The sequence below is a fragment of the Paraclostridium tenue genome, from assembly GCF_039521565.1.
GTDB classification, from domain to species: domain Bacteria; phylum Bacillota; class Clostridia; order Peptostreptococcales; family Peptostreptococcaceae; genus Paraclostridium; species Paraclostridium tenue.
In genome coordinates this window covers 189,021-211,738 of sequence record NZ_BAAACP010000001.1, presented here as the reverse complement: position 1 = coordinate 211,738, position 22,718 = coordinate 189,021, and the positions used below count along the sequence as shown (strand labels likewise).

The window sequence follows — 22,718 nt, the reverse complement described above, 5'->3', positions numbered from 1 at the left end:
TCAACTTTAATTTTAAAGTTATTCCTAAATTAATATCCTTTAGCAGTTAAGAATCCAAATCCTGTTTCATTAGTAGCTCCAGTTATAACTTGTATCTCAGCTACTATAGATCCATCTTCTTTTAAAGATCCAGCAGATCCACCAGCTATTACATCAGCAACCTCAACATGTCCTATTACTCTATCCATCTTAGGTAATACAACAACTTGATTAGCGTTTCCTCCTGTTACAACAGCATCTGCTTTAGCATCTGCATCTGCTAATGATTGAGAAGCTCCATCTCTACCAGCATACTCATCAGTAACTATAACAGTTTTTACACCTTGACCTTCAATTTTCTTGCAGTTCATTATAAGGTCAGTATCTGGGTTACCGAAACCTTCTTGAGATACTATAACAGCATCTAGTCCTAATTGCTTACATAATTTAGCAGTCCAGTTAGAAGATCTCTCTTTATCTGCTAAGTATACGTTTTCATTAGTTATAATAACACCTACAAAGTTTATTTCTTTTCCATGTTGAGCATATAAGTCTTCAACTACTGAGTTATTCATGTGTACATAACTTGGGTTTTTGTCACAAGCAGAAACACAGTTACCACTTACTATTGCTCCATCCATTAATTCAGTTGGATATAATAAAGTTGGTACTATTTGCTTAGCGTCAACTCCATATACATATGTATCATGTAATAATCCTTGAGTTTGAAGCATATATACATATCCTACTTTTGGAAGTTCTGGATACTCAGCTATTGACTCAAGTAGTGGCTTAGTTTCATAAGTTACTACTTCATCTGGAGTTAAATCTTTAGCAACTTGTCCTAAGTAAGTAGCAGCTTTAAATCCTATCATTCTAACAGCCTTTTCATGTTCATGTTGCTTTAATCCATCTACTGGTTCAGCTATAACAACTACGTTGTTTAACTTAGAAAATGGAGTATATTCAGCTCCAGGACCAGTCATATCTATTATACCTTCTTGGAAACCAACTATTTTACCAGTTGTAACAACTCCAACATTTTTAAGTGCGTGAGTTCTACCTTCTCCAACAGTGTCTACTTTAGATATAACACCTGGGAATATTCCACCCTTACCTTCAACTTTGACTCTCGGTTCTATAACGTCTTTAACTGGTATTATTCTAACACTTTCTCCTGGACGAACTATATCTAAATCTATTGATTTTATATGCTCATCTCCACCAATTACATTTAACATCTCTTCTTTGTTGATGTATAATACTGAATCTTTAACTTCTGTTACTGCTCCAAATTGTACATCTTTTATAAAGATTTTCCCTAACTCAAGACGCATATTGGCACCCCCTAATTTTTTGAACTTAATTTATTTTAACGGGGAAATATATCCCCCATTAATTTCTTATAAGTACTTCTTTATCATAGCTTCTATATTAGCAACTGTTGCATCATCCTTAGTTACTTCGTCTATTTTAGCCCCATCTTTGTATATAGCTATAGTTGGAAGACCTAAAACCTTCTCTCTTATAGCAACTCTTCTTGCTTTAGTAGTATCAAATTTACAGAATTTTATATTTTCCCCATACATTTCTGCAAATCTTTCTATATCAGGAAGTAATGCTTTACAAGGTTCACAACCTTGACTCCAGAAATCAACTAAAACTAACCCTTCAGCTTCTAAAACTTCTGGATCGAATGTGTTTTTTTCTAATGCTATCATTTCTAAATCCCCCTTATTGGATTTTATATATTTTAATATATTTTTTAAATATATTATTAGCTATTATAATTTTTTAAAGTACCGTCCTAAGTAATGTCTAAGCTTTACCTAAACATCATCCCCCGATAACCTTAGTAAAAGTACCTTAGCAATTAGTAACTTCTTCTTCAAAATTTGCTTCTATATATTTTTCAGCTGTAACAGCAGCTATAGCCCCATCAGCAGTAGCTGTAACAACTTGTCTTAAAGATTTTACTCTACAATCCCCTGCTGCAAATACACCTGGTATATTTGTAAGCATATTATCATCAGTTTTTATGTATCCACGCTCATCCATGTCTACTTTACCTTTGAATAGTTCAGTTTGAGAATCAAATCCTACAAATATGAATATTCCCATTGTTCCATCTTCTTCATCAGCGAAGTATTCATTAGTTTCACCAGTTTGAGTATTTTTAAATACTACAGATTCAACTAATCCATCACCTTTTATTTCTTCTATTACTGTATCTAATAAGAATTCTATCTTATCATTAGCTCTAGCTTTTTCTTCTATAGATTTAGCACATCTAAATCCTTGTCTTCTATGTACTATAGTAACTTTTCTAGCAAATTTAGTTAAGTATAGTGCTTCTTCTATTGCACTGTCTCCTCCACCAACTACGAATACTTCAAAGTCTTCGAAGAAGTCAGCATCACATGTAGCACAGTAAGAAACTCCTTTACCTGTTAACTCTTTTTCTCCAGGGCATCCTAATTTCTTAGGAGTAGCTCCAGTAGCTATTATAACAGCCTTAGCTCTGTACTCACCTTTTTCACCTTTTAATACTTTTATATCACCATCTAATTCAGTATCAACTATAGCATCTCTAACTATTTCAGCTCCAAACTCTTTGCATTGTTCTACCATTCTTGCTATTAAACTTGGTCCAGTAGCATTTTCTATAGAACCTGGGTAGTTAGCAACTTCATGAGTTATAACTATTTGACCACCTGTTTTACCTTTTTCAAGTATTAAAGTCTTCATTTTAGCTCTTGCACCGTAAAGGCCAGCTGCAAGACCTGCAGGTCCACAACCTATTATGACTATGTCATATAAATTTTCCATAACCTACGACCCCCTGTTTTTATTAATATATATACATCAAAGTTTATGCATATTGCATTCTTTGAATTGTATTTCTCATTATATCAAAATCTATTACTCTGAAATCGTCTAAAACTCTTTCAGTCCATAAAGGAGTAGCTTTGTTGTTTTTAAATTTTTGTGCTGTTTCTATTGCATCTTCAATTAAAGTTAATGAATTTGTGTCTAAAGATTTCCCCTTTTTCATTATGACTGTACGATATGGTGTCTCATTGGGTTTTACGCTCCCATAAAGCGGATGTGATAATAGCTCATACCCCTCATGAACTAAATCTCTGCAATGTTTTAGTGTTCCTATATAGTCTTTATCTAACATTAAAACCTCTTCATCTTTAACGTTTTCCTCAACCATAGGATTATTAGTGATTATTAACATAGGTCTACACTCACTTTCAAAGTTTCTTTTGTTAAACTAAAAAACAGGAAACTAAGTCCCCACTTAGTTCCCTGTCAAATTACTTTTCAGAGATCCGTCCAGTTAAAGTCCTTTTACCTGAGAATTTCACTTAAATTTTTTTGGGATAAATTTAAGTTTGTCCCTTCGGTCACCTCTAATATCCCCATATTAGAAGTTGTCTCCCTTAACCTTCAAACGGTTTGATTTTCAGTTTTGTCTAACCCCTTTGTTGCTTTGTATTTCTTAATTACATTATATCTACGTTGGTAAATATATACAACAGTTTTTTAAATATTTTTTTAAGTTTTTTTGTTTTAATTGTCCTTTTTTTGTCAAAGTATTGATATTGCTCAATTCTTTGAAATAGCTATTATCCATGTTTTTTTGTATACAATTTAATTCATCCTTACGACTTATATTTATTCTATATTTTTATAAATATTCCTACTTTTCTAATTTTTATTTTTAATTTAAAATTTGTTTTCTTATACCATATCATAAGTTCTAAATATAGGTCTTTTAATTCTTGAATATTTTTATAAGTTTTTATCATCTATAGATTCAAGATATTCATTTATAGTTCCTATAACACTACTTACACAGCCTTCTTCAAATGGAGATATTAAATTAGCTTCTTTTACTATATCTAAGAAAGATTTAGTTCCACCAATTTTACATATATTTAAATAATCTTGCCAACCTGACTTTCTATCTTCTCTCATCTTTTTCCAGAATTGTAAAGCACATATTTGAGCAAGAGTATAATCTATATAATAGAATGGGTTTTTAAATATATGTCCTTGCTTAAACCACCATCCACCTCTTTCAAGAAGATCATTACCTTCATAGTTTTTGTGTGGTTGATATTTATTTTCTAAATCTCTCCATACAAGCTTTCTTTCTTCTTTGGTCATATTAGGATTTTCATATATTATATGTTGGAATTCATCTACTAAAACTCCATAAGGTATAAACTTAATAGCACTACCTAAATGAGTGAATTTGTATTTATCAGTATCTTCTTTAAAGAATAGTTCCATCCAAGGCCAAGTTATAAATTCCATACTCATAGAATGTATTTCACAACTTTCATATGTTGGGAAATTTATATCAGGTATTTCTATCCATCTAGACATATAAACTTGGAAAGCATGTCCAGCTTCATGAGTTAATACATCTATATCATCTGCTGTTGAGTTGAAATTTGAAAATATAAATGGAGCTTTATAATCTGGTATATAAGTACAATATCCTCCAGCACCTTTACCTTTTTTAGTTTCTAAATCCATTAATTCATGTTCAAGCATATACTTAAAGAACTCATCAGTTTCTTTTGATAACTCAGAATACATTAATCTACCATTATTCATTATAAACTGAGAATCTCCCTTAGGTTTTGCATTTCCACTATTAAACTCAAAGTTTTCATCAAAGTATCTAAGCTGTTGAAGTCCTAATCTTTGTTTTTGTCTATCATATAGCTTAGATGCAACAGGTACTATGTAATCACTTACTTGTTTTCTAAACTTAGCTACCATTTCTGAATTGTAATCAGTTCTTAACATTCTTATATAGCCTAATTGCACAAAATTATCAAAACCTAATTTTTTAGCCATCTTATGTCTTAGCTTAACTAATTTATCAAATATTTCATCAAATCTTTCTTCATTTTCTTCAAAATATCCATAATATGCTTTAGATGCTTTTTCTCTTTCATCTCTAAATTGAGATGTCATATATGGTCCAAGTCCTGAAAGGTTTCTTTCTTCTCCATCAAAAGGAATCTTAGCTGATGCTAAAAGTTTAGTATATTCAGATGCAAGCTTGTTTTCTTCTTGTAACTCACTTATTATTTCTTTTGAAAATGCTTGTAGAGAATAATCTGCTATTGACATAAATTGCTTCCCTAAATCTTTAGTAAGTTCCTCTTTAAACTTAGAGTTTACTATCTGCTTATAAAATAAAGAATTTAATTCTTCATAGTGAGGTCCGTTTTCATCCCAATATTCTTTTTCTTTTTCATAAAATTCATCTGCTGTATTTATACTGTATCTTATAGATACTAAAGTAGCCATACTCTCTATATGGTTTCTTAATTTATTTATTTCATCAATATTTTTCTTTAATTCTTCATAGCTTTTACTATTTTCCATGGCTTTTACTAAATCTTCAAATTGTATTCTTATCCTGCTATAATCAGGTCTTTCATATTTAAATTCACTGAACTTCATTTTATCACTCCTATCTTTAAAATTAATTACATATATTAATAATTATTATCTTATGTAATTTCTAATAAAATAATAGCTTCATTATTGTAAATTTTTTCTATATATCTTTCAATCCCTACTTTACTATAGTAGTAATTCAAAGTCAATTGAGCTATAAACCTTAATTTATGAATATCTCCATTTATAACTATTGATATAATTTTCTATATAATATAAACTGTATTTAGCAAATCAAAATAGTATATTGGGAGGAATTTAATGTATAAACTAATCGCTTTAGACATAGACGGTACTTTGCTTAATAGTGAGAAAAAAGTTACTGATGAAGTATTTAATGCAATACAAAAAGCTAAAGAAAAAGGTGTTAAGGTTGTTTTATCTACAGGAAGACCTCTTCCTGGAGTTCAATCTTTATTAAAAGAATTAAAATTAAATGATGAAGAAAATTATGTGGTTACTTTTAATGGAGGTCTTGTTCAAGAAATTACTTCTCAAGATGTTATTTCTAATATAGAAATGAGCCATGAAGATTTCGATTATATATATAATGAATTAGCTAAAAAACACGATATAAAAATTCATATAAACACTCCAGATTCTTTAGTTATTCCTTATGCTGAAGTCCCTAAGTATAGTGTTCATGAATCTAAACTTAATAATATACCAGTAATCTCTATGGATGAATCTGAAATAAACTCTGATATAACTTTCTGTAAAATTATGCTTGTTGACGAGCCAGAGATTATAGAAGATATAATACCAAAAATTCCAAAAGAGTTTCATGATAAGTATACAATAGTTCGTTCTGCTCCATTTTTCTTAGAATTTTTAAATAAGAAAGTTAATAAAGGTTCAGGTCTTAAAGCTTTATGCGATAAATTAGGTATTAATCCATCAGAAGTTATAGCTGTTGGAGATGAAGAAAATGATAGACATATGATAGATTTTGCAGGACTCGGTGTTGCAATGGGTAATGCTAGAGATAGTATAAAAGAAATTGCAAATCATGTTACTGAGACTAATAATAATCATGGTGTTGCCAAAGTTATAACTGACTTTATATTATAAAGATAAAAGTAATTAAAAAGGACCCTTTAAAGGTCCTTTTTTATACATTTTCTTTATATTCCTCATCTTTGTTCTTTTTAAATAAAAAATTTAAAAATCCTCTTATTCCTTTAAAAACAACTATTATAATAAGTAATATCAAAACTCCAGTTAAAGCTCCAGTAGAATCAATTAAGACATCTTTCATGTTTCCAGATCTTCCTGCTACAGATAATTGTCGCATCTCATCATAATATGCATATGAAATACTTGCTATCATAGCCACTACACTAGATATATATATTCTTTTACTAAGAACATATATAAATAAACTTATAGAAGCTCCTATACAAGCATATATACTAAAATGTGCTAACTTTCTTACTATGTACCCCTTACTACCATATTGTTTAAGTACATTAAATACTTTTTCTTTAATACTTATTAATCTATGATCTTTTAGTGTAACTTCATTTCTTATCTGATCTATGACGCTAACTGCTGTATCTGATTGAACCGTAGATACATCACCTTTTTGGCTAGAAAAATAATACATAGTTCCCATAGTTAAAACTACTAGCATTAAACATAATAGCTTTTTCATTCTATCATCACCTTTCTTTATTAGACTAAGTATACACTATATATTTCTATAGTAGTAGTTAATTTATTGTAATAAAAATGGTACTTAATGTAATATTTCAATAATTACCCACTTTTTCATATATATAATATTTTATTTAATTACTGTTTTTATAATTATGTTTTTCATGGACCTTTCTCTCTATAAAAATTATTGTATTGAAATTTTTGAGAACTTATTAGATTTTGTAGTAGACTTGATATTATAAAACTTATGATACTCCATCTGACGGTCTATTGTATTTTTTCTTTTATTTATAATTAAAGTTTCTTTTGTTATAATTTTATATTTTTCATATAAGAAAAATCTTTTTATACTTGATATAACTTAGCTTCTCACTTATTTTTTATTAGCATCCCATGTAGGTCATGTATCTATAAATCCAGCAAATTTATTACCTATTTATTTTTCTAGCTAAAGTGGCTGTCCAAATTCCAACCATAGTAACCCCCAAAAACATTTCTACTCCAGATAATAATATACTATGTCCTATTGGCGTTACATCTCCATACCCTACTGTAGTAAAAGTTACTATACTAAAATGAAATGCTCTTATAAAATCATTTATCGCTAAAGTAAGTGGCTTATTTTCTAAATATATTTGTGTATATGATATAATTTCATTTTCCAAACTAAGCCCAAATGCCAAGTATAAAATAGTAAATATAAATATTAATTCTAATGAAGTTATAAGAGCATAAGTAGGTCTTTCTCCATAACCACATATTAACCAAAAAGCAATAGATTTAAATTTACTTAGCCCTTTTAAAGTATTTCGTTCTATATTTTTGTATATATAAAAATACTCTCCATAATGATTTAATAAGTTATTTTGCTGAAATTTGTAAGCTATATCTCTAAAAAATTTATAACTATTTTCTTGATTTTTGAAACCTGACTTATCAAAAAAAGTTTCTTCATTAAATCGACTTACTAAACTATCATCAAATTCAAAATAATTAATATTAGATTCAATAAATTTAAAAGATTTAAGATCACAGTCTTTAACCATCATTTTATTTATATTGCACTTTGATATTATACTTTTTTTTAAAATACTATAGTCTGTAGTTAATTTTACAATATTTAAATCTTTAAATATTGCATGTTGCATATTGCAATTAATAAAACTTAATTTATTAAATTTACAATTTATAAAGATATTATTTTCAAAACTGCAATTTTTAAATTCAATACTTTCAAAGTTAATATTTTTAAATTTTATATTATTAAGATTTAAATCTTTTACTACATTTAAATTCTTATCTACGTCAAAAGATATGTAACTTTTAATTGCTTTTAAACTATTTTCTTCTCTTCTAGATTTATTTACTAATTGTTTATCAATATGAACATTAATATTTTTTCTTAATTTGTTAAAATCAATAGATTTCATAATCTTCTCCAAATAAATATTTTTTTAATTAATTTTATTTTGCTAATGTATTAATTATTCAGTTTTAATATTAAATATTCCTTTGAAATAAATTAATTCAAATAAGTTTTTATCATAATCTCCTAATTTTATTAATATACTTGTACAAATAACCATATTAATATTGGAGGATATATTTATGAATACTAAGATAAAAAATTTAGAAGAAAAACTACCGAAAAAATGTTGTTCATATTGCAAGCATCTTTCTCTAGAAGGTCCTAATAAAGATTTCACATATAATATAAAATGTATAATTTCAAATGATACACCTTTAAACGCAGACTTGTGTGAAAATTTTGATCCTGAAAATACAAATCTTAATACTTCAGATTTAGATGCTATTTATATTAAATTTTTAGAGTCTAATCTTAGAGCTGATTATGATTCTTACTTAAAATCTTTACATTGGCAAATTTTCAAAGAAAAAGCTTTAGTATATCATAATAATCAGTGTTCAAAATGTGGATGTAGTGAAAATTTAAATGTTTATCATATAAATAAATATCTTGGAAGAGAAACATATAATGATGTTAATATACTTTGTGAAAATTGTTTAAATAATTAATTTTTATATATTGCTAATATTTTTTTAAAATAATCAAATAATAAATTCATAGTCATTAATGACTATGAATTTATTATTTTGGAGGTATTTAATATGTCAAATCCTATAACTTGTTCAGCTACAACTTGTACTTATAACAATAGTGGAGGATGTTATGCATCTGGAATAAAAGTTGATGGAAGTAAGGCTGATACTACTAGTGAAACAATTTGTGCAACTTACCAAGATAGAGAATCTAGTTCATTTACTAATAGTGAACAATCATCTAGTATTGCACAAACAAGTTCTATATCATGTGCAGCTACTAATTGTAAACATAATCATAGTGGTGCTTGTAAAGCTGAAGCTATTCATATAAACATGAATGATGCTTCTTGTGAAACTTTTGTAAGCAAATAGAAACTTATACATCTACAAAAAAGGTATCTTAAAATCATACTATCAGATATTATTTTCCTATCTGTTAATATATTTAAGATACCTTTTTAAAATTAATTTACACTATAACTTTCTAATAATTCTTTTTCTTCATATTGTCTGTAATTTTCTTCCCCTCTTAATATTCTAAGAGCTCCATAAGCAAGTGCCTCTAACTCATTTTCTCCTGCAAGTATATTTACAGGAGCTATAAATTTAATTTTATTAGATAACTCTTTAGTCAACTTTTTAGAATAAGCTATTCCACCTGTCAAAATTATAGCATCTACATTTCCTTCTAAAACTGTAGCTAATTCTCCTATTCCTTTAGCAATTTGATAAATAAGCGCACTATATATTAATTTTGCTTTTTCATCATTATTTTCAATCATATTTTCTACTTTTCTAATATCTACAGTATTTAAGTGGCCTACTATACCACCTTTTCCCCTAATTTTTCTTAGCATTTCTTTATGTGTATATTTTTCGCTATAACACATATCAACAACTTTTTTTACAGGTATTTTACCACTTCTTTCAGGAGAAAATGGCCCTTCATCATCAGAAACTACATCTACCATTTTACCTTTTTCATGTGCAGCAATTGTTATTCCTCCACCTAAATGTGCAACTATTAAATTCATATCTTTGTAATCTTTTTTATTATTTTTTGCAAATTTAATAGCCATAGCTCGTGAATTAAGTGCATGACTTAAACATGTTCTTTCTATCTCTGGAAATCCTAATACTCTAGCGACATCAGTTAATTCATCAACTGAAACACTATCATATATATATGCATTTATATTTAATTCTTTTGAAATTTCATAAGCTATAAGTGCTCCTAAGTTAGATGCATGTTCAACAATAGCTCTATTTTTTAATCTATCTACCATAACTTCATTAATTAAATAAGCCCCTGATTTAACTGGAGGCAATATTCCCCCTCTACCTACTATGGCATCTAAATCGCATATATTGAAATCATTTTCCCAGAGAACATTTAAAACTTTTTCTTTTCTCATTTCAAATTGATCGGTTATATTTTTATAACTTTCTAATTCATTTGCACTATGATTTATACTTTTTGAAAAAACTAATCCCTCATCTTCATATACTGCAATTTTAGTAGATGTTGAGCCTGGATTTATTGCTAATATTTTATACCCCATAAACTACTCCCCTTTTACTAAATTCATTCCCACCTCAAATGCTTTTATATTTATGTCTATAAACTCCTTTTTTACATTATCACTTATAATTTTGTTCCAGTCAATATTTTCAAGATTCATAGACTTAACTAAACTTCCAAGCAATATTATATTCATAGTTTTAGGATTGCCTAGCTTTATTGCATCATTTGATGCATCTACTAATCTTGCACCAACTCTTTTTAATTCTTCATTTATTTCATCTTCCAAATAATTAGCTTTTCCTGTAATTATTGGCATAGAATTTATTTTATAATCGTTAACTATTACTTTTCCACCTGGTTTAAGATACTTTAACCATCTTAAAGCTTCCATTTTTTCAAACGAAACTAATATATCAGCTCCTCCAATTTCTATAACAGGAGAGTAAACTTTATCTCCATATCTAACTTGTGAAGATACTGAACCACCTCTTTGACTCATACCATGTATTTCACTCATTTTAACATCATATCCAGCTTCCATAAGTCCTATTGTTAAAAGCTTGCTAGCAAGTATAGTTCCTTGCCCTCCAACTCCAACTAAAAGTATACTATTTGTCATTTTATTTATCCCCCTTATATATAGCTTGCTTGGGACATATTTGTGAACAAACTTCACAACCTACACAACTAGTTTTATCTATAACAGCTTTTTTAATTTCTTTATCAAAAGATATAGATGGACATCCCGATTTTATGCACAACTTACATCCTATACATAACTTTTTATCTACGTCACATTTTTCTTTGAACACTCCTTCAAATTCTTTTTTATCTTTTGTAGATAATTTTTTAAGTACACAAGGCCATCTAGTTATAATAACTGAAGGTTCATTAAGTTTTAATGCCCAATCTAAAGTTTTATTAACTTGTTCTAAATTATTTGGATCTATAGTTTTAACATTTTTTATTCCACAAGCTAAAACTAATTTTTCTATATCAATTTCTTCAACTTCTTTGCCCTGTAAAGTATATCCTGTTCCTGGATTTTGTTGATGTCCTGTCATTCCAGTTATTCTATTATCTAATATTACAGATATAGTATTACTCTTATTATAAGCTATGTCTATAAGTGAATTTATACCTGTATGAAAAAATGTTGAATCTCCCAAAACTCCAACAACTCTCATATTATTATTTTCCTTCATGTTAAATACTTGTTGTGCTCCATGTCCTACGCTTAAGCTAGCTCCCATACATACTATAGAATCTAACGCATTATAAGGAGGTGCAAACCCTAATGAATAACACCCTATATCCCCTGATATCATTACATTTTTTCTTTTACCTATCTCATAGAAAAATCCTCTATGAGGACATCCTGAACATAGTGTTGGTGGTCTTCCTACAACTAAATCTTCATTGTATTTTATAATTTCTTTATTTTCATTTAAAATAGCTTTTCTTATTAAACCTGGAGTAATTTCTCCTGTATATGGAAATATATCTTTTCCTATTACATCTATTCCCATTGCTTTTACTTGATCTTCTATGAATTTATCATTTTCTTCTATGACATAAATCTTTTTTACCTTATTAGCAAATTCTTTTATTTTTTTATCTGGCATAGGATTTGTAAATCCAAGTTTCAAATAAGATGCATTATCTTTAAATACTTCTTTTGCATATGTATAACAGACACCGCTTGATATTATACCAATTTCATTATTATTTATTTCCATAAAATTAAGTTCTGTAGTATTTGAATATTCTTTTAATTTATCTAATCTTTTTTCTACTTCTATTCTTAAATTTCTTGCATGTGCAGGAACTGTAACTCTTTTTTTCACATCTTTCACATAATCTTTAATTTTTACTTCTTCCCTATCAACACAATTAACTATCCCTTTAGAATGACATAACCTAGTGGTTACTCTATATAATATCGGTGTGTCATACTTTTCACTAACATTATAAGCCTCTTTTATCATATCCTTAGCTTCTTGACTAGTTGATGGCTCAAATAATCCTATTTTAGCAAATTTAGCATAATTTCTATTATCTTGTTCATTCTGAGATGAGTGCATTCCTGGTTCATCTGCTGAAATTAGTATCATACCTCCATTAACCCCTGTATATGCAAATGTAAATAATGGATCTGCTGCTACATTTACTCCAACATGCTTCATGCAAGCAAGTGTTCTAGCTCCTGCTATAGAACCACCTATGCTAGCTTCTAGTGCTACCTTTTCGTTAGGAGCCCATTCAGCTAGTATACTATCTTTATACATAGCTATATTTTCTAATATTTCAGTACTTGGAGTTCCTGGATATGCAGATGCATATTTAACTCCTGCTTCATAAGCTCCTCTAGCTATAGCCTCATTCCCAGTCATTAATAATTTCATATTCATCCCCCTATATGTAATTTATTAAATCTATTTAAATTTTTAATTTAAGTTTTATATAAATTAATTCTTTTTACTTACAAAATCTATTGCTTCTTTTATTATTTTAGGTGCTTTTTCACATTTCTCTTTACTTACAGCACATATTGCAAATCTTATTCCCATTTTAAGCGGAATAGTATAAAGTTTACTTTCTATAGCTTTTTCACATACTTTCATGGAATTTTCACATGGTATACTTATAAAAAATCCATCCCTGTATGGAAGTATATCAAGATTTATCTCTTTAGCTTTGTCTACAAATACTTTAGCTCTTTCTTTTAATAAATTTTTATATTTATTTTTTTCATCTTCATATTTTTTTAACTTTTCTTTATCATTTATTATAGATGTTAAAAGTTCCATAGCCCCTCGATTGCAATTTGACCAATTTGCTCTTGCTGAATGCGAACAAGAATAATAAAATTCATCAGCTATTTCTTCATCTGATGACACACAAATACAAGCTCCACTTCTCATACCATAAGCAGTATAACCTTTTGACATGCTAAACCCTATAATTATTAATATATTTTCTGGTAAATCTGAGAATTTTTCAAAAAACTTCCTTGTATCTTTACCATCTTCTCCTGAAAAATCTATATACGCTATATCTATAAATAGTATTATTTTCTTTTTATCTTCTAATGCTACTTTTTTGCAAAGGTCTAATATTTTGTCCCATTCTTCATCATCTATTGTATATCCTGTAGGATTATGTGCTGGTGTATTAAATATAGTAAAAACTCTTTCTTGATTATATGATATGTTTAAGAATTGATCTTTAAATGAATCAAAATTAAAATTTCCTTTTTCATTGAATAAATCATAATTTATAAGCTCTCTATTTATTTCTTCTGAAATAATCTTATATGGTCCCCAATGCCAATTAGGTACTAATATTTTTTCATTTTCATTTGTATAATTAAATATTGCCAATTTTATTGAACCTGTTCCACCTGGAGAAGCTACTACTTTTATATGTCCTTTGGGCATATGATTTTTAAAACATGCTTTTTTTACAGCTTCAATATAATCCTTTTGTCCAGCTATCTGTGCATATGATGCAATTAAAGTATTATCTAAATTTTTATATTCATCATATACAGATTCTAATGCTACAAGTTTTCCTTCATCATCTATAAGTACTCCTATAGTAGAATTTATTACATTTTCTTTTCCAAATATATTTTCATCAACTTGTGCTCTTTCTGATAAATTAAATATTATATCTTCTTCTTTAGTCCAAATAGCATGTTTGGCTACCATTGACTTATTCATTTAATCCCTCCTAAATATGTGTATACTTATACATATTAATATTTTTAGGAATTAATGATAAAAAATAAGGTATCCATAATTATGGATACCTTATTTTTTATCATTAATTAGATTTTACTTTATCTAATTCTTCTATTAATTTATCATTAAGTACTTTTATATGCGTACCTTTCATACCTAATGATCTTGATTCTATAACTCCAGCACTTTCGAATTTTCTTAATGCATTTACTATTACAGATCTTGTTATACCTACTCTGTCAGCTATTTTACTAGCAACAAGTAAGCCTTCTTTTCCATTTAGTTCTTCAAATATATGTTCTACAGCTTCTAATTCAGAGTAAGATAATGTCCCTATGGCCATTTTAACTACAGCTGTTTTTCTCATTTCTTCTTCTAATTGTTCTCCCATAGATCTTAATATTTCAAGACCTATAACTGTAGCACTGTATTCCCCTATTACTAAGTCATCATCTGTAAACTTTTCATCATATCTAGAAAGTATTAATGTCCCTAATCTTTGTCCACTAGATAATATAGGAACTATAGTTAGGTATTTATCCTTTCTTTCTGATTCATAAGGGAATAGTTCAATCATTTCATCCCCAGTTAAGTTTTCTTTTGTTTCAGCTACTTTTAATAAGCTCTTTGTATATGGTTCTGGAAACATTTTCTTATGTGTTTCTTGATCTTCTATAACTGAGCTGTCTTTTTCAACATTAAGATATACTCCTAATATTTTCCCTTTAGTACTTACTACATACGCATTAGAGTTTAAAACTTCACCTAATGCTTCAGCTAATAAACTAAAAGATACACTACTACCACCACTAGTTTGTAATGTTTTATTTATTTTTCTTGTTTTCTCTAGCATTTGACTCGCCATCTATTAATCATCTCCTCATGAAGTTTGGCTACTTTTATAACCCTTAATACATTTATATTGCATAACGTTCTTGCTTTAGCAATTGTCATCTTATCATAATTTAAAATCTTTTTCAATACCATTAATTGCTTTTCAGCACATTATTTGCTATTTTCACTGCTTTTATCATTATTTTCTAAATTTTTAACTTTTTTGCATTCTTTATTAGAACAAATTACTTTTGTCTCTGATTTAGTTACTTTCTCTATTAAATATGAATTACATTCACTGCATAGCTCCCCAGTTGGTTTGTTCCATGATATAAAATCACATTCAGGATAATTAGAACATCCATAAAAAGCCTTACCTTTTTTAGATTTTCTAAGTATTATATCTCCTTTATTGCATTTTGGACACTTTACTCCAACTTTATTAACAAGTGGTTTAGTTGTTTTGCACTCAGGGTAGTTTTTACAAGCTATAAATTTACCAAATCTACCATATTTTATAACCATATTGGATCCACAAGTTTCACAGATTTCATCAGTTTCTTCATCCATATTTATTTTTTCAATATTTTTAATTGCTACTTCTATTGCTTCTTTTAAAGGTGCATATACATCGGCTACAACTTCTTTCCAATATATATTTCCTTCTTCAACATCATCTAGCATGTTTTCCATATCTGCAGTAAAGTCTACATCAACAAACTTTTGGAAATTTTCTTCTAATATATTAGTAACTATTTTTCCTAATTCAGTTGGACACAAGCTTGCTCCATTTTTTTCAACATATTCTCTATTAAGTATAGTAGCTATAGTCGGAGCATATGTAGATGGTCTTCCTATTCCCAATTCTTCTAGAGTTTTTACTAAACTAGCTTCTGTATATCTTGCTGGCGGTTGAGTGAAGTGTTGATTAGGTACTACATTTTCAGTAATTAATTTATCTTCTTCACATACTAAAGGAAGTAATTTATCTTCTCTATCTGTAAAATTATATACCTTAGTATATCCATCAAATTTTAATTTTGACCCTGTTGCTTTAAATACAATATTATCAACTTTACAAGTTAAATTTAAAGTGTCAAATACTGAATCTTCCATTTGACTTGCTACAAACCTTCTCCAAATTAAATCATATAGTTTATATTGATCTCTACTTAAAGATGATCTTATTTTGTTTGGAGTTCTATCTACAGATGTTGGTCTTATAGCCTCATGTGCATCTTGAACTTTTTTAGATTCAGCTTTTACTTTTTTCTTATCTTCAAATTTATAGTATTTATCACTAAATTCTTCAATTATAAATTCTTTTGCTTTTTCCTTAGCTTCTTCTGAAATTCTTTTTGAATCTGTTCTTATATATGAAATTAAACCAACAGTTCCTTCACCTTCGATATCTATACCTTCATATAACTCTTGTGCAATCATCATAGTTTTTTTAGTTGTAAACCCAAGTTTATTTGCCGCTTCTTGTTGAAGCATACTTGTTGTAAATGGTTTTGGAGCTGATTTTCTTCTTGATTTAGATTCAATATTTTTTACAATTAAATCTTTATCTTTTATTCTCTCTAATATATTGTTTACTTGTTCCTTATTTTCAAGTTCTACTTTTTTATCATCTTCACCATAGAATTTTAAGCTTAAACTTTCTCCTTCTTTTGTTTTAGCTTCTAATTCTATAGTCCAATATTCCTTAGGTATAAACTCTTCTATTTCTTTTTCTCTATCGCATATTAGTTTTGTAGTAACAGATTGTACTCTACCTGCACTAAGACCTTTTCTTACCTTTTGCCAAAGTATAGGACTTATTTGGTATCCTAATAATCTATCTAAAACACGTCTTGCCTGTTGTGCATCTACTAAATCTAAGTCAATATTTCTAGGATCTTTTATCGCTTTTTTTATAGCATCTTTAGTTATTTCATGAAATTCTATTCTACAATTTTCTGTATCATCTAGATCTAATATATGAGCTAGATGCCAAGATATAGCTTCACCTTCTCTATCGGGGTCGGTTGCTAAAAAGACTTTCTTTGATTTTTTTGCCTCTTTTTTTAATTCCTTTATTACATCCCCTTTACCTCTTATGTTTATATATTGAGGTTCGAAATTATTATCTATATCTACTCCTAATTTGCTTTTAGGTAAATCCCTTACATGACCTACTGATGCTTTTACTGTATAATGACTCTTTCCTAAAAATTTTTCTATGGTTTTAGCTTTTGCAGGCGACTCAACGATGACTAAGCTTTTTGCCATATAACCACACCCCCACAATTTTTTAATTCTATTTTACACTATATATCTTATTTCGCATTTCTACAACCATTCCTTCTATTTCAAGAATATTTAAAATGCAATTTATATCTTGTATATTCATATTAGTATAATCACAAATTCTATCTATATGCAAGCTTCCTTTCATTTTTATAATATCAAAAATGCTTTTTTGAACACCCTTTAATGGCTTATTATCACTGTTATTGGGTATTTTATTAAAATTATTTAAATTATATTCATTTATTATATCTTCTATATCATCAACAAGTTTTGCTCCTTCTTTTATTATTTTATGGCAACCCTTGCTCATATCTGAATTAATATTACCTGGTATAGCAAAAACGTTTTTACCTTGCTCAAGTGCAAAGTCAACAGTTATTAATGCTCCACTCTTTTTAGCAGCCTCAACTACTATAACTCCTTCACTTATCCCACTTATTATTCTATTTCTAGCAGGATAATTTCCTACAGATACAGGATGTTCTACATTATATTCTGATATTAAAAGTCCTCCATCTTCTAGGATTTTTTCAGATAAATTTATATTGCTTTTAGGAAGAGGATTTTCAACTCCCGAACCTAATACTGCTATAGTTTTTGATTTTCCTTTTATACACCCTTTATGTGAATGTTCATCTATTCCTATAGCCATACCACTAATTATATTTATACCATAATTAGATAGTTTTTCACTCATATTTTGAGCACACCATATTCCATATGGTGTAGGTTTTCTTGATCCGACCATAGCTAAGGATAAATTATTTAATTGACTTACATCTCCTTTGTAAAAAAGTATACTTGGACAATTATAAATATGCTTTAATTTAGAAGGATATATACTTTCATTTTTACTCATATAGTTTACATTGTACTTTTGTAATTTCTCTTTTATAGAATCTATATAAGTACGACTTTTATATTTTACTATATTCTGCTTAATATTTAAATTTATATTTTCTAATTTTAATATATCTTTATCTGAAAAATCTATAAGTTCTTCAATATTTGATACACTTTCTTCTATCTTTTCTATAGTTTTATTTCCTATTCCACCTATAGATAACAACCATAAATATATGTCTTTTTTATCCATTATTCACCTCTAAATTAAAACTATTTTATTCTGCCATGAAATAGTTGTAGTAAGCTTTTCTAAAAGAAAAAGCTTCTAGTATATGACTTTGTTCTATAAATTCCTTTTCGTCTAGATCAGCTATAGTTCTAGCCATTTTAATTAATTTTATGTAACTTCTATTTCCTAAATTATATTTATTAAATATAGTTTTTAAAATATCACTTGCCTCATTAGTCAATACACAATATAAATCAATTTTAGAAGATTTTATTTCATTATTAAATTCTATATTTTCATATTTAAATCTATGCTTTTGTATATTTCTCGCTTTATCTACTCTCTTTTTTATATCTATTGATTTTTCTTCAATTTTATTACTATTAAACTCATCATAAGGTATTGAATTTACTTCTATAAACATATCAAACCGATCTAATAAAGGTCCTGACATTTTATTTAAATATCTATTGACCTCATAAGATCTACACTTACATTCTTTATCTGACATATAAAACCCACAAGGACATGGATTCATCGCTCCTATAAACATAGTATTACATGGATATCTTAAGTTCATCTTTACTCTAGATACATTTATATACTTATCTTCTATAGGTTGTCTTAATGTTTCTAATATCTTTTTATCAAATTCTGCTATCTCATCTAAAAACAATATACCTTTATGTGCAAGTACAACTTCTCCAGGTTTTGCATCAATTCCACCACCAATTATAGATTGCTTAGTTGCAGTATGATGTGGAGATCTAAAAGGTCGGGATTTTACTATTCCTTCATTGTCTTTTATAAGTCCTGCAGCGCTATATATTTTGCTCACTTCTAAAATTTCTTCTTCATTAATTTCAGGCAATATAGTTCTTATTCTCTTTGCTATCATGGTTTTTCCTGAACCTGGAGGACCTATCATTAAAAAATTGTGATTTCCTGCTGCTGCTATCTCTGCACCTCTTTTTACAAAGTAATTGCCTTTTATATCTGAAAAATCCTCATCATATTCTTCTTTATTGTGAATAATTTCTCTTTTACTTGAAAGTATGTCTATTTCCTTATTTATAAAGCTTATACATTCACTTAGGTTATTTATAGGTATTATATCTATACCTTTTATAAATAAAGCTTCTCTTTCATTTTCTTTAGGCAAAAATATTCTTTTTATACCCTTATTTTTGGCATTTATAACTAAAGATAAAACGCCTTTTACTTTTCTTAGTTTACCATCTAGTGATAGTTCACCTATAAATACACTTTCATCCATATATTTATCATCTTCTTTTATAAGACTTCTCAGTATTCCTATGGATATAGGTAAATCAAAATATGCACCTTCTTTTTTCATATCAGCTGGCGATAAATTTACTACTATTCGTGAGTTTGGAAACTTATATCCACTATTTAATATAGCAGATTTAACTCTTTCTCTGGATTCCTTTATTGATGTACCTGCTAACCCAACTATATTAAAACTGGGTATCCCATTTGTTATATCAACCTCTACTTTTACTATTATTCCTTCAATACCTAATAATGTACTAGACTTTATGATACTTAACATTTATTTACCTCTTTTTTTAATTATTTCTAAAAAGCATTTTCGATATGGTTTATTTTATTATCTTTTAAATAAACTTCTATAACATCAAATCTTACTGGCATTTCTTCTAATTTATGTTTTAATATATAGTATTTTGCTACATTTATTATCTTTGTTTTCTTTTTATAATTTACAGATTCTGATGGATATCCATACTTTATATTACTTCTAGACTTCACTTCTACAAATAATATTTCATCATTTAGTTTTGCTATTATATCTATTTCTCCAGATTTTATTTTAAATTTATTTTCTATTATGTAAGCACCTTTAGATTGTAAGTATCTAGTTGCTAAACTTTCACCTAAATCTCCTTTTTGTATATTATTCATAAAACTTTCCTCATTATAATTTTTTCTTAAGTATTGGCATTAGTTTTTATTTGTATACAAGTTTTTAAATGTAATTTTTTTAAATCTAGCAAAATTAAATAAGAAATAACAAAGGATAATGTGAATTTTCACATTATCCTTTGTTATTTCTTACTTTATAATATCTTTTTATGGTCTTTTAAATATAACTTTCTTATCTATATCTTTTACACTTTGACATCCTGTTAAAATCATAGTAGATTCTAATTCGTTTATAAGCTTTTTAACATACATATCTACACCTTCACTAAATCCTCCAAATGAAGCTGTTACAAATGGTCTCCCTATTAAAACCCCATCCGCTCCAAGGCCTAGCATTTTAACCACATCTACTCCTGTTCTAACGCCACCATCTGAAAGTATTATAACTTTTCCTTTAACAGCACTTGCTATATCTTCTAATACATCACAAACTCCTGGAGTGTGATCTAATACTCTCCCTCCATGATTTGATACTACTATAGCATCTACTCCAGCTTCTACTGCCATTAAAGCATCTTCTTTAGTCATTATACCTTTTAATATGAAAGGCAAGTTTGTAGATGCCTTTAAATCCTTTATATCATCAATTGATTTAGGTTCAACTGTCTTTCCATGCATAGATAATGTTACCAATCCACAAGCATCTATATCTACACCTACAGCAAATGCTCCAGCTTCTTCAGCTAATTTTATTTTTCTTTTTATATCTGCGTTTTCCCATGGTTTTATAAATACAATCCCATTACCATCGAATTCTTTTAAAACTCTTAAATTTTCTATTAAAAATTCATCTACTGCAGTATCTCCTACCATAGGATATATTTCATTTTTTACACATCCATCTACAACACTTTTTATATACTCTCTTTCAGTCAATTTTCCACCCATATTTAAAGTAGTTCCAGTTATAGGAGCTGCAAATATAGGAGCTTTCATTTTCTTTCCAAACATCTCTAAAGTTGTATCAGGATTTTTTACATTATGTATTACTCTCATATTTAGTTTAACTGCATCTAAACTTTTATAGTTTTCTATAAATGCACTTCCACTTCCTTTACCACCCATTCCAGGAACTTCACCTGCACAAACTACTCCATTACAAATTTTACATACTCTACAACTTCCATTTAAATTTTCCCTTGCATGTTTTAACATATCATTGTATTGCATCTAAATCTCTCCCTTCAATTTAATTAACAACCTAATTATACCACTTCAATTTATTTTTATAATATGTTCTTTAAAAAACTCTTTCTATGTATAGGAGTTATCCCATGTTCTCTAATAGCTTTGTAATGTTGATCTGTTCCATATCCTTTATGAGAAGCAAATCCATACTCAGGATACATTTTATCATATTCATACATTAAACTATCTCTCGTAACTTTTGCTAATATACTAGCTGCTGCTATAGATATAGACTTTGAGTCTCCTTTTATTATAGATTTTTGATCTATATTAACATCAGGCACATGTGCTGCATCAACTAATAAATAATCTGGTGTTTTCTTTAAGCAATTAATAGCTTTTTTCATAGCCATATAAGTTGCATTTAATATATTATATTCATCTATTTCATCCTTTTGAACAATTCCTATACCATAATCTAGGGCTTGTTCTTTTATTATGTCAAATAGCTCATCTCTTTTAGCTTCACTTAACTTTTTAGAATCATTTATGCCTTCAATTTTAGTTCCGGGTTTAAAAACTACTACAGCCGCAACTACAGGTCCAGCTAAGGGTCCTCTTCCAGCTTCATCTATACCTCCTATATATGTATACCCTTTTTGATAACCTTCATTTTCAAAGGCGTTTATCATTTCTAATCTTTCATTTTCAGCTCTGATTTTATCAAGTTTTTTAGCTAACTTAATAGCTATATTTTTAACTGATTTTCTTTCATCATTTTTTAAAATATCTATGTATTTTAAATATTCATCTGGTTTAATAGATTCTATAATTGCATTTATTTCCTTAACACTTTTATCTTTCATTTTAATATCTCCTTTAATTTTATGTTATCCTTATATTTTATCAAAAAATTAAAGTGCTTAACATAAATTTAAGCACTTTAATTAAAATC

Annotated in this window: 21 protein-coding genes and 1 riboswitch; of the genes, 3 read left to right on the top strand and 18 right to left on the bottom strand. The window is 28.1% G+C overall.

All coding sequences use genetic code 11. The features are described 5' to 3' along the window. Positions 1-29: 29 nt before the first annotated feature. From ABFX13_RS01070 to ABFX13_RS01050, 5 genes are all read right to left on the bottom strand, one after another. Positions 30-1,316: a glycine/sarcosine/betaine reductase component B subunit gene (locus ABFX13_RS01070; protein ID WP_346041236.1), complete on the bottom strand. Its 1,287-nt coding sequence runs from the start codon at positions 1,314-1,316 to the stop codon at positions 30-32. Between the two features lie 66 nt (positions 1,317-1,382). Further along, entirely contained in the window at positions 1,383-1,700 is a 318-nt protein-coding gene (gene trxA, locus ABFX13_RS01065; RefSeq protein ID WP_147543297.1) for a thioredoxin TrxA, read from the bottom strand. Between the two features lie 145 nt (positions 1,701-1,845). Beyond that, positions 1,846-2,808: a thioredoxin-disulfide reductase gene (gene trxB, locus ABFX13_RS01060; protein WP_346041233.1), complete on the bottom strand. Its 963-nt coding sequence runs from the start codon at positions 2,806-2,808 to the stop codon at positions 1,846-1,848. 43 nt (positions 2,809-2,851) lie between these two features. Then, positions 2,852-3,223, bottom strand: a complete 372-nt coding sequence (locus ABFX13_RS01055; protein ID WP_346041231.1) for a GrdX family protein — start codon at positions 3,221-3,223, stop codon at positions 2,852-2,854. A gap of 95 nt (positions 3,224-3,318) precedes the next feature. Then, a riboswitch (glycine riboswitch) is annotated at positions 3,319-3,439 on the bottom strand. Between the two features lie 341 nt (positions 3,440-3,780). Next, positions 3,781-5,475: a M3 family oligoendopeptidase gene (locus ABFX13_RS01050; RefSeq protein ID WP_346041229.1), complete on the bottom strand. Its 1,695-nt coding sequence runs from the start codon at positions 5,473-5,475 to the stop codon at positions 3,781-3,783. 258 nt (positions 5,476-5,733) lie between these two features. Between ABFX13_RS01050 and yidA the strand changes: the two genes are divergently transcribed. Continuing rightward, on the top strand, positions 5,734-6,543 hold the full coding sequence (gene yidA, locus ABFX13_RS01045) for a sugar-phosphatase (RefSeq protein WP_346041227.1): 810 nt from the start codon (positions 5,734-5,736) through the stop codon (positions 6,541-6,543). Positions 6,544-6,583: 40 nt separating this feature from the next. On the opposite strand, the gene ABFX13_RS01040 is transcribed toward yidA, so the two are convergent. Next, positions 6,584-7,126, bottom strand: coding sequence for a VanZ family protein (locus ABFX13_RS01040; protein WP_346041225.1), 543 nt, complete (start codon positions 7,124-7,126; stop codon positions 6,584-6,586). 433 nt (positions 7,127-7,559) lie between these two features. Then, positions 7,560-8,561 (bottom strand): ion channel, encoded by a 1,002-nt coding sequence (locus ABFX13_RS01035; RefSeq protein ID WP_346041223.1) that lies wholly within the window; start codon positions 8,559-8,561, stop codon positions 7,560-7,562. Between the two features lie 178 nt (positions 8,562-8,739). Here ABFX13_RS01035 and ABFX13_RS01030 point away from each other — a divergent pair, with 178 nt between their 5' ends. Both ABFX13_RS01030 and ABFX13_RS01025 read left to right on the top strand, forming a co-directional pair. Beyond that, positions 8,740-9,168 (top strand): hypothetical protein, encoded by a 429-nt coding sequence (locus ABFX13_RS01030; RefSeq protein ID WP_346041220.1) that lies wholly within the window; start codon positions 8,740-8,742, stop codon positions 9,166-9,168. 93 nt (positions 9,169-9,261) lie between these two features. Beyond that, positions 9,262-9,567, top strand: a complete 306-nt coding sequence (locus ABFX13_RS01025) for a DUF1540 domain-containing protein (protein WP_346041218.1) — start codon at positions 9,262-9,264, stop codon at positions 9,565-9,567. Between the two features lie 92 nt (positions 9,568-9,659). On the opposite strand, the gene buk is transcribed toward ABFX13_RS01025, so the two are convergent. The 11 genes from buk to ABFX13_RS00970 form a co-directional block, all read right to left on the bottom strand. Then, positions 9,660-10,757, bottom strand: a complete 1,098-nt coding sequence (buk, locus tag ABFX13_RS01020) for a butyrate kinase (RefSeq protein ID WP_346041216.1) — start codon at positions 10,755-10,757, stop codon at positions 9,660-9,662. 3 nt (positions 10,758-10,760) lie between these two features. Beyond that, positions 10,761-11,339, bottom strand: coding sequence for an indolepyruvate oxidoreductase subunit beta (locus ABFX13_RS01015; protein WP_346041214.1), 579 nt, complete (start codon positions 11,337-11,339; stop codon positions 10,761-10,763). A 1-nt stretch (position 11,340) separates the two neighbouring features. Next, complete coding sequence (iorA, locus tag ABFX13_RS01010; protein WP_346041212.1) at positions 11,341-13,125, bottom strand: indolepyruvate ferredoxin oxidoreductase subunit alpha; 1,785 nt, start codon at positions 13,123-13,125, stop codon at positions 11,341-11,343. Between the two features lie 63 nt (positions 13,126-13,188). Continuing rightward, positions 13,189-14,445 carry an aminotransferase class I/II-fold pyridoxal phosphate-dependent enzyme gene (locus tag ABFX13_RS01005; RefSeq protein WP_346041210.1) on the bottom strand — a complete coding sequence of 419 codons (1,257 nt, stop codon included), beginning with the start codon at positions 14,443-14,445 and terminating at the stop codon, positions 13,189-13,191. Between the two features lie 103 nt (positions 14,446-14,548). After that, positions 14,549-15,331, bottom strand: a complete 783-nt coding sequence (gene codY, locus ABFX13_RS01000) for a GTP-sensing pleiotropic transcriptional regulator CodY (RefSeq protein WP_346041208.1) — start codon at positions 15,329-15,331, stop codon at positions 14,549-14,551. 140 nt (positions 15,332-15,471) lie between these two features. Then, positions 15,472-17,574, bottom strand: coding sequence for a type I DNA topoisomerase (gene topA / locus ABFX13_RS00995; RefSeq protein ID WP_346041206.1), 2,103 nt, complete (start codon positions 17,572-17,574; stop codon positions 15,472-15,474). A gap of 28 nt (positions 17,575-17,602) precedes the next feature. After that, positions 17,603-18,691: a DNA-processing protein DprA gene (gene dprA, locus ABFX13_RS00990; RefSeq protein WP_346041204.1), complete on the bottom strand. Its 1,089-nt coding sequence runs from the start codon at positions 18,689-18,691 to the stop codon at positions 17,603-17,605. Between the two features lie 25 nt (positions 18,692-18,716). Beyond that, positions 18,717-20,243 carry a YifB family Mg chelatase-like AAA ATPase gene (locus ABFX13_RS00985; RefSeq protein WP_346041202.1) on the bottom strand — a complete coding sequence of 509 codons (1,527 nt, stop codon included), beginning with the start codon at positions 20,241-20,243 and terminating at the stop codon, positions 18,717-18,719. 26 nt (positions 20,244-20,269) lie between these two features. Further along, positions 20,270-20,614, bottom strand: a complete 345-nt coding sequence (locus ABFX13_RS00980) for a YraN family protein (RefSeq protein ID WP_346041200.1) — start codon at positions 20,612-20,614, stop codon at positions 20,270-20,272. A 168-nt stretch (positions 20,615-20,782) separates the two neighbouring features. Further along, positions 20,783-21,805 carry an alpha-hydroxy-acid oxidizing protein gene (locus ABFX13_RS00975; RefSeq protein ID WP_346041198.1) on the bottom strand — a complete coding sequence of 341 codons (1,023 nt, stop codon included), beginning with the start codon at positions 21,803-21,805 and terminating at the stop codon, positions 20,783-20,785. 56 nt (positions 21,806-21,861) lie between these two features. Then, positions 21,862-22,629, bottom strand: a complete 768-nt coding sequence (locus ABFX13_RS00970; protein WP_346041196.1) for a ribonuclease HII — start codon at positions 22,627-22,629, stop codon at positions 21,862-21,864. Between the last annotated feature and the right edge of the window lie 89 nt (positions 22,630-22,718).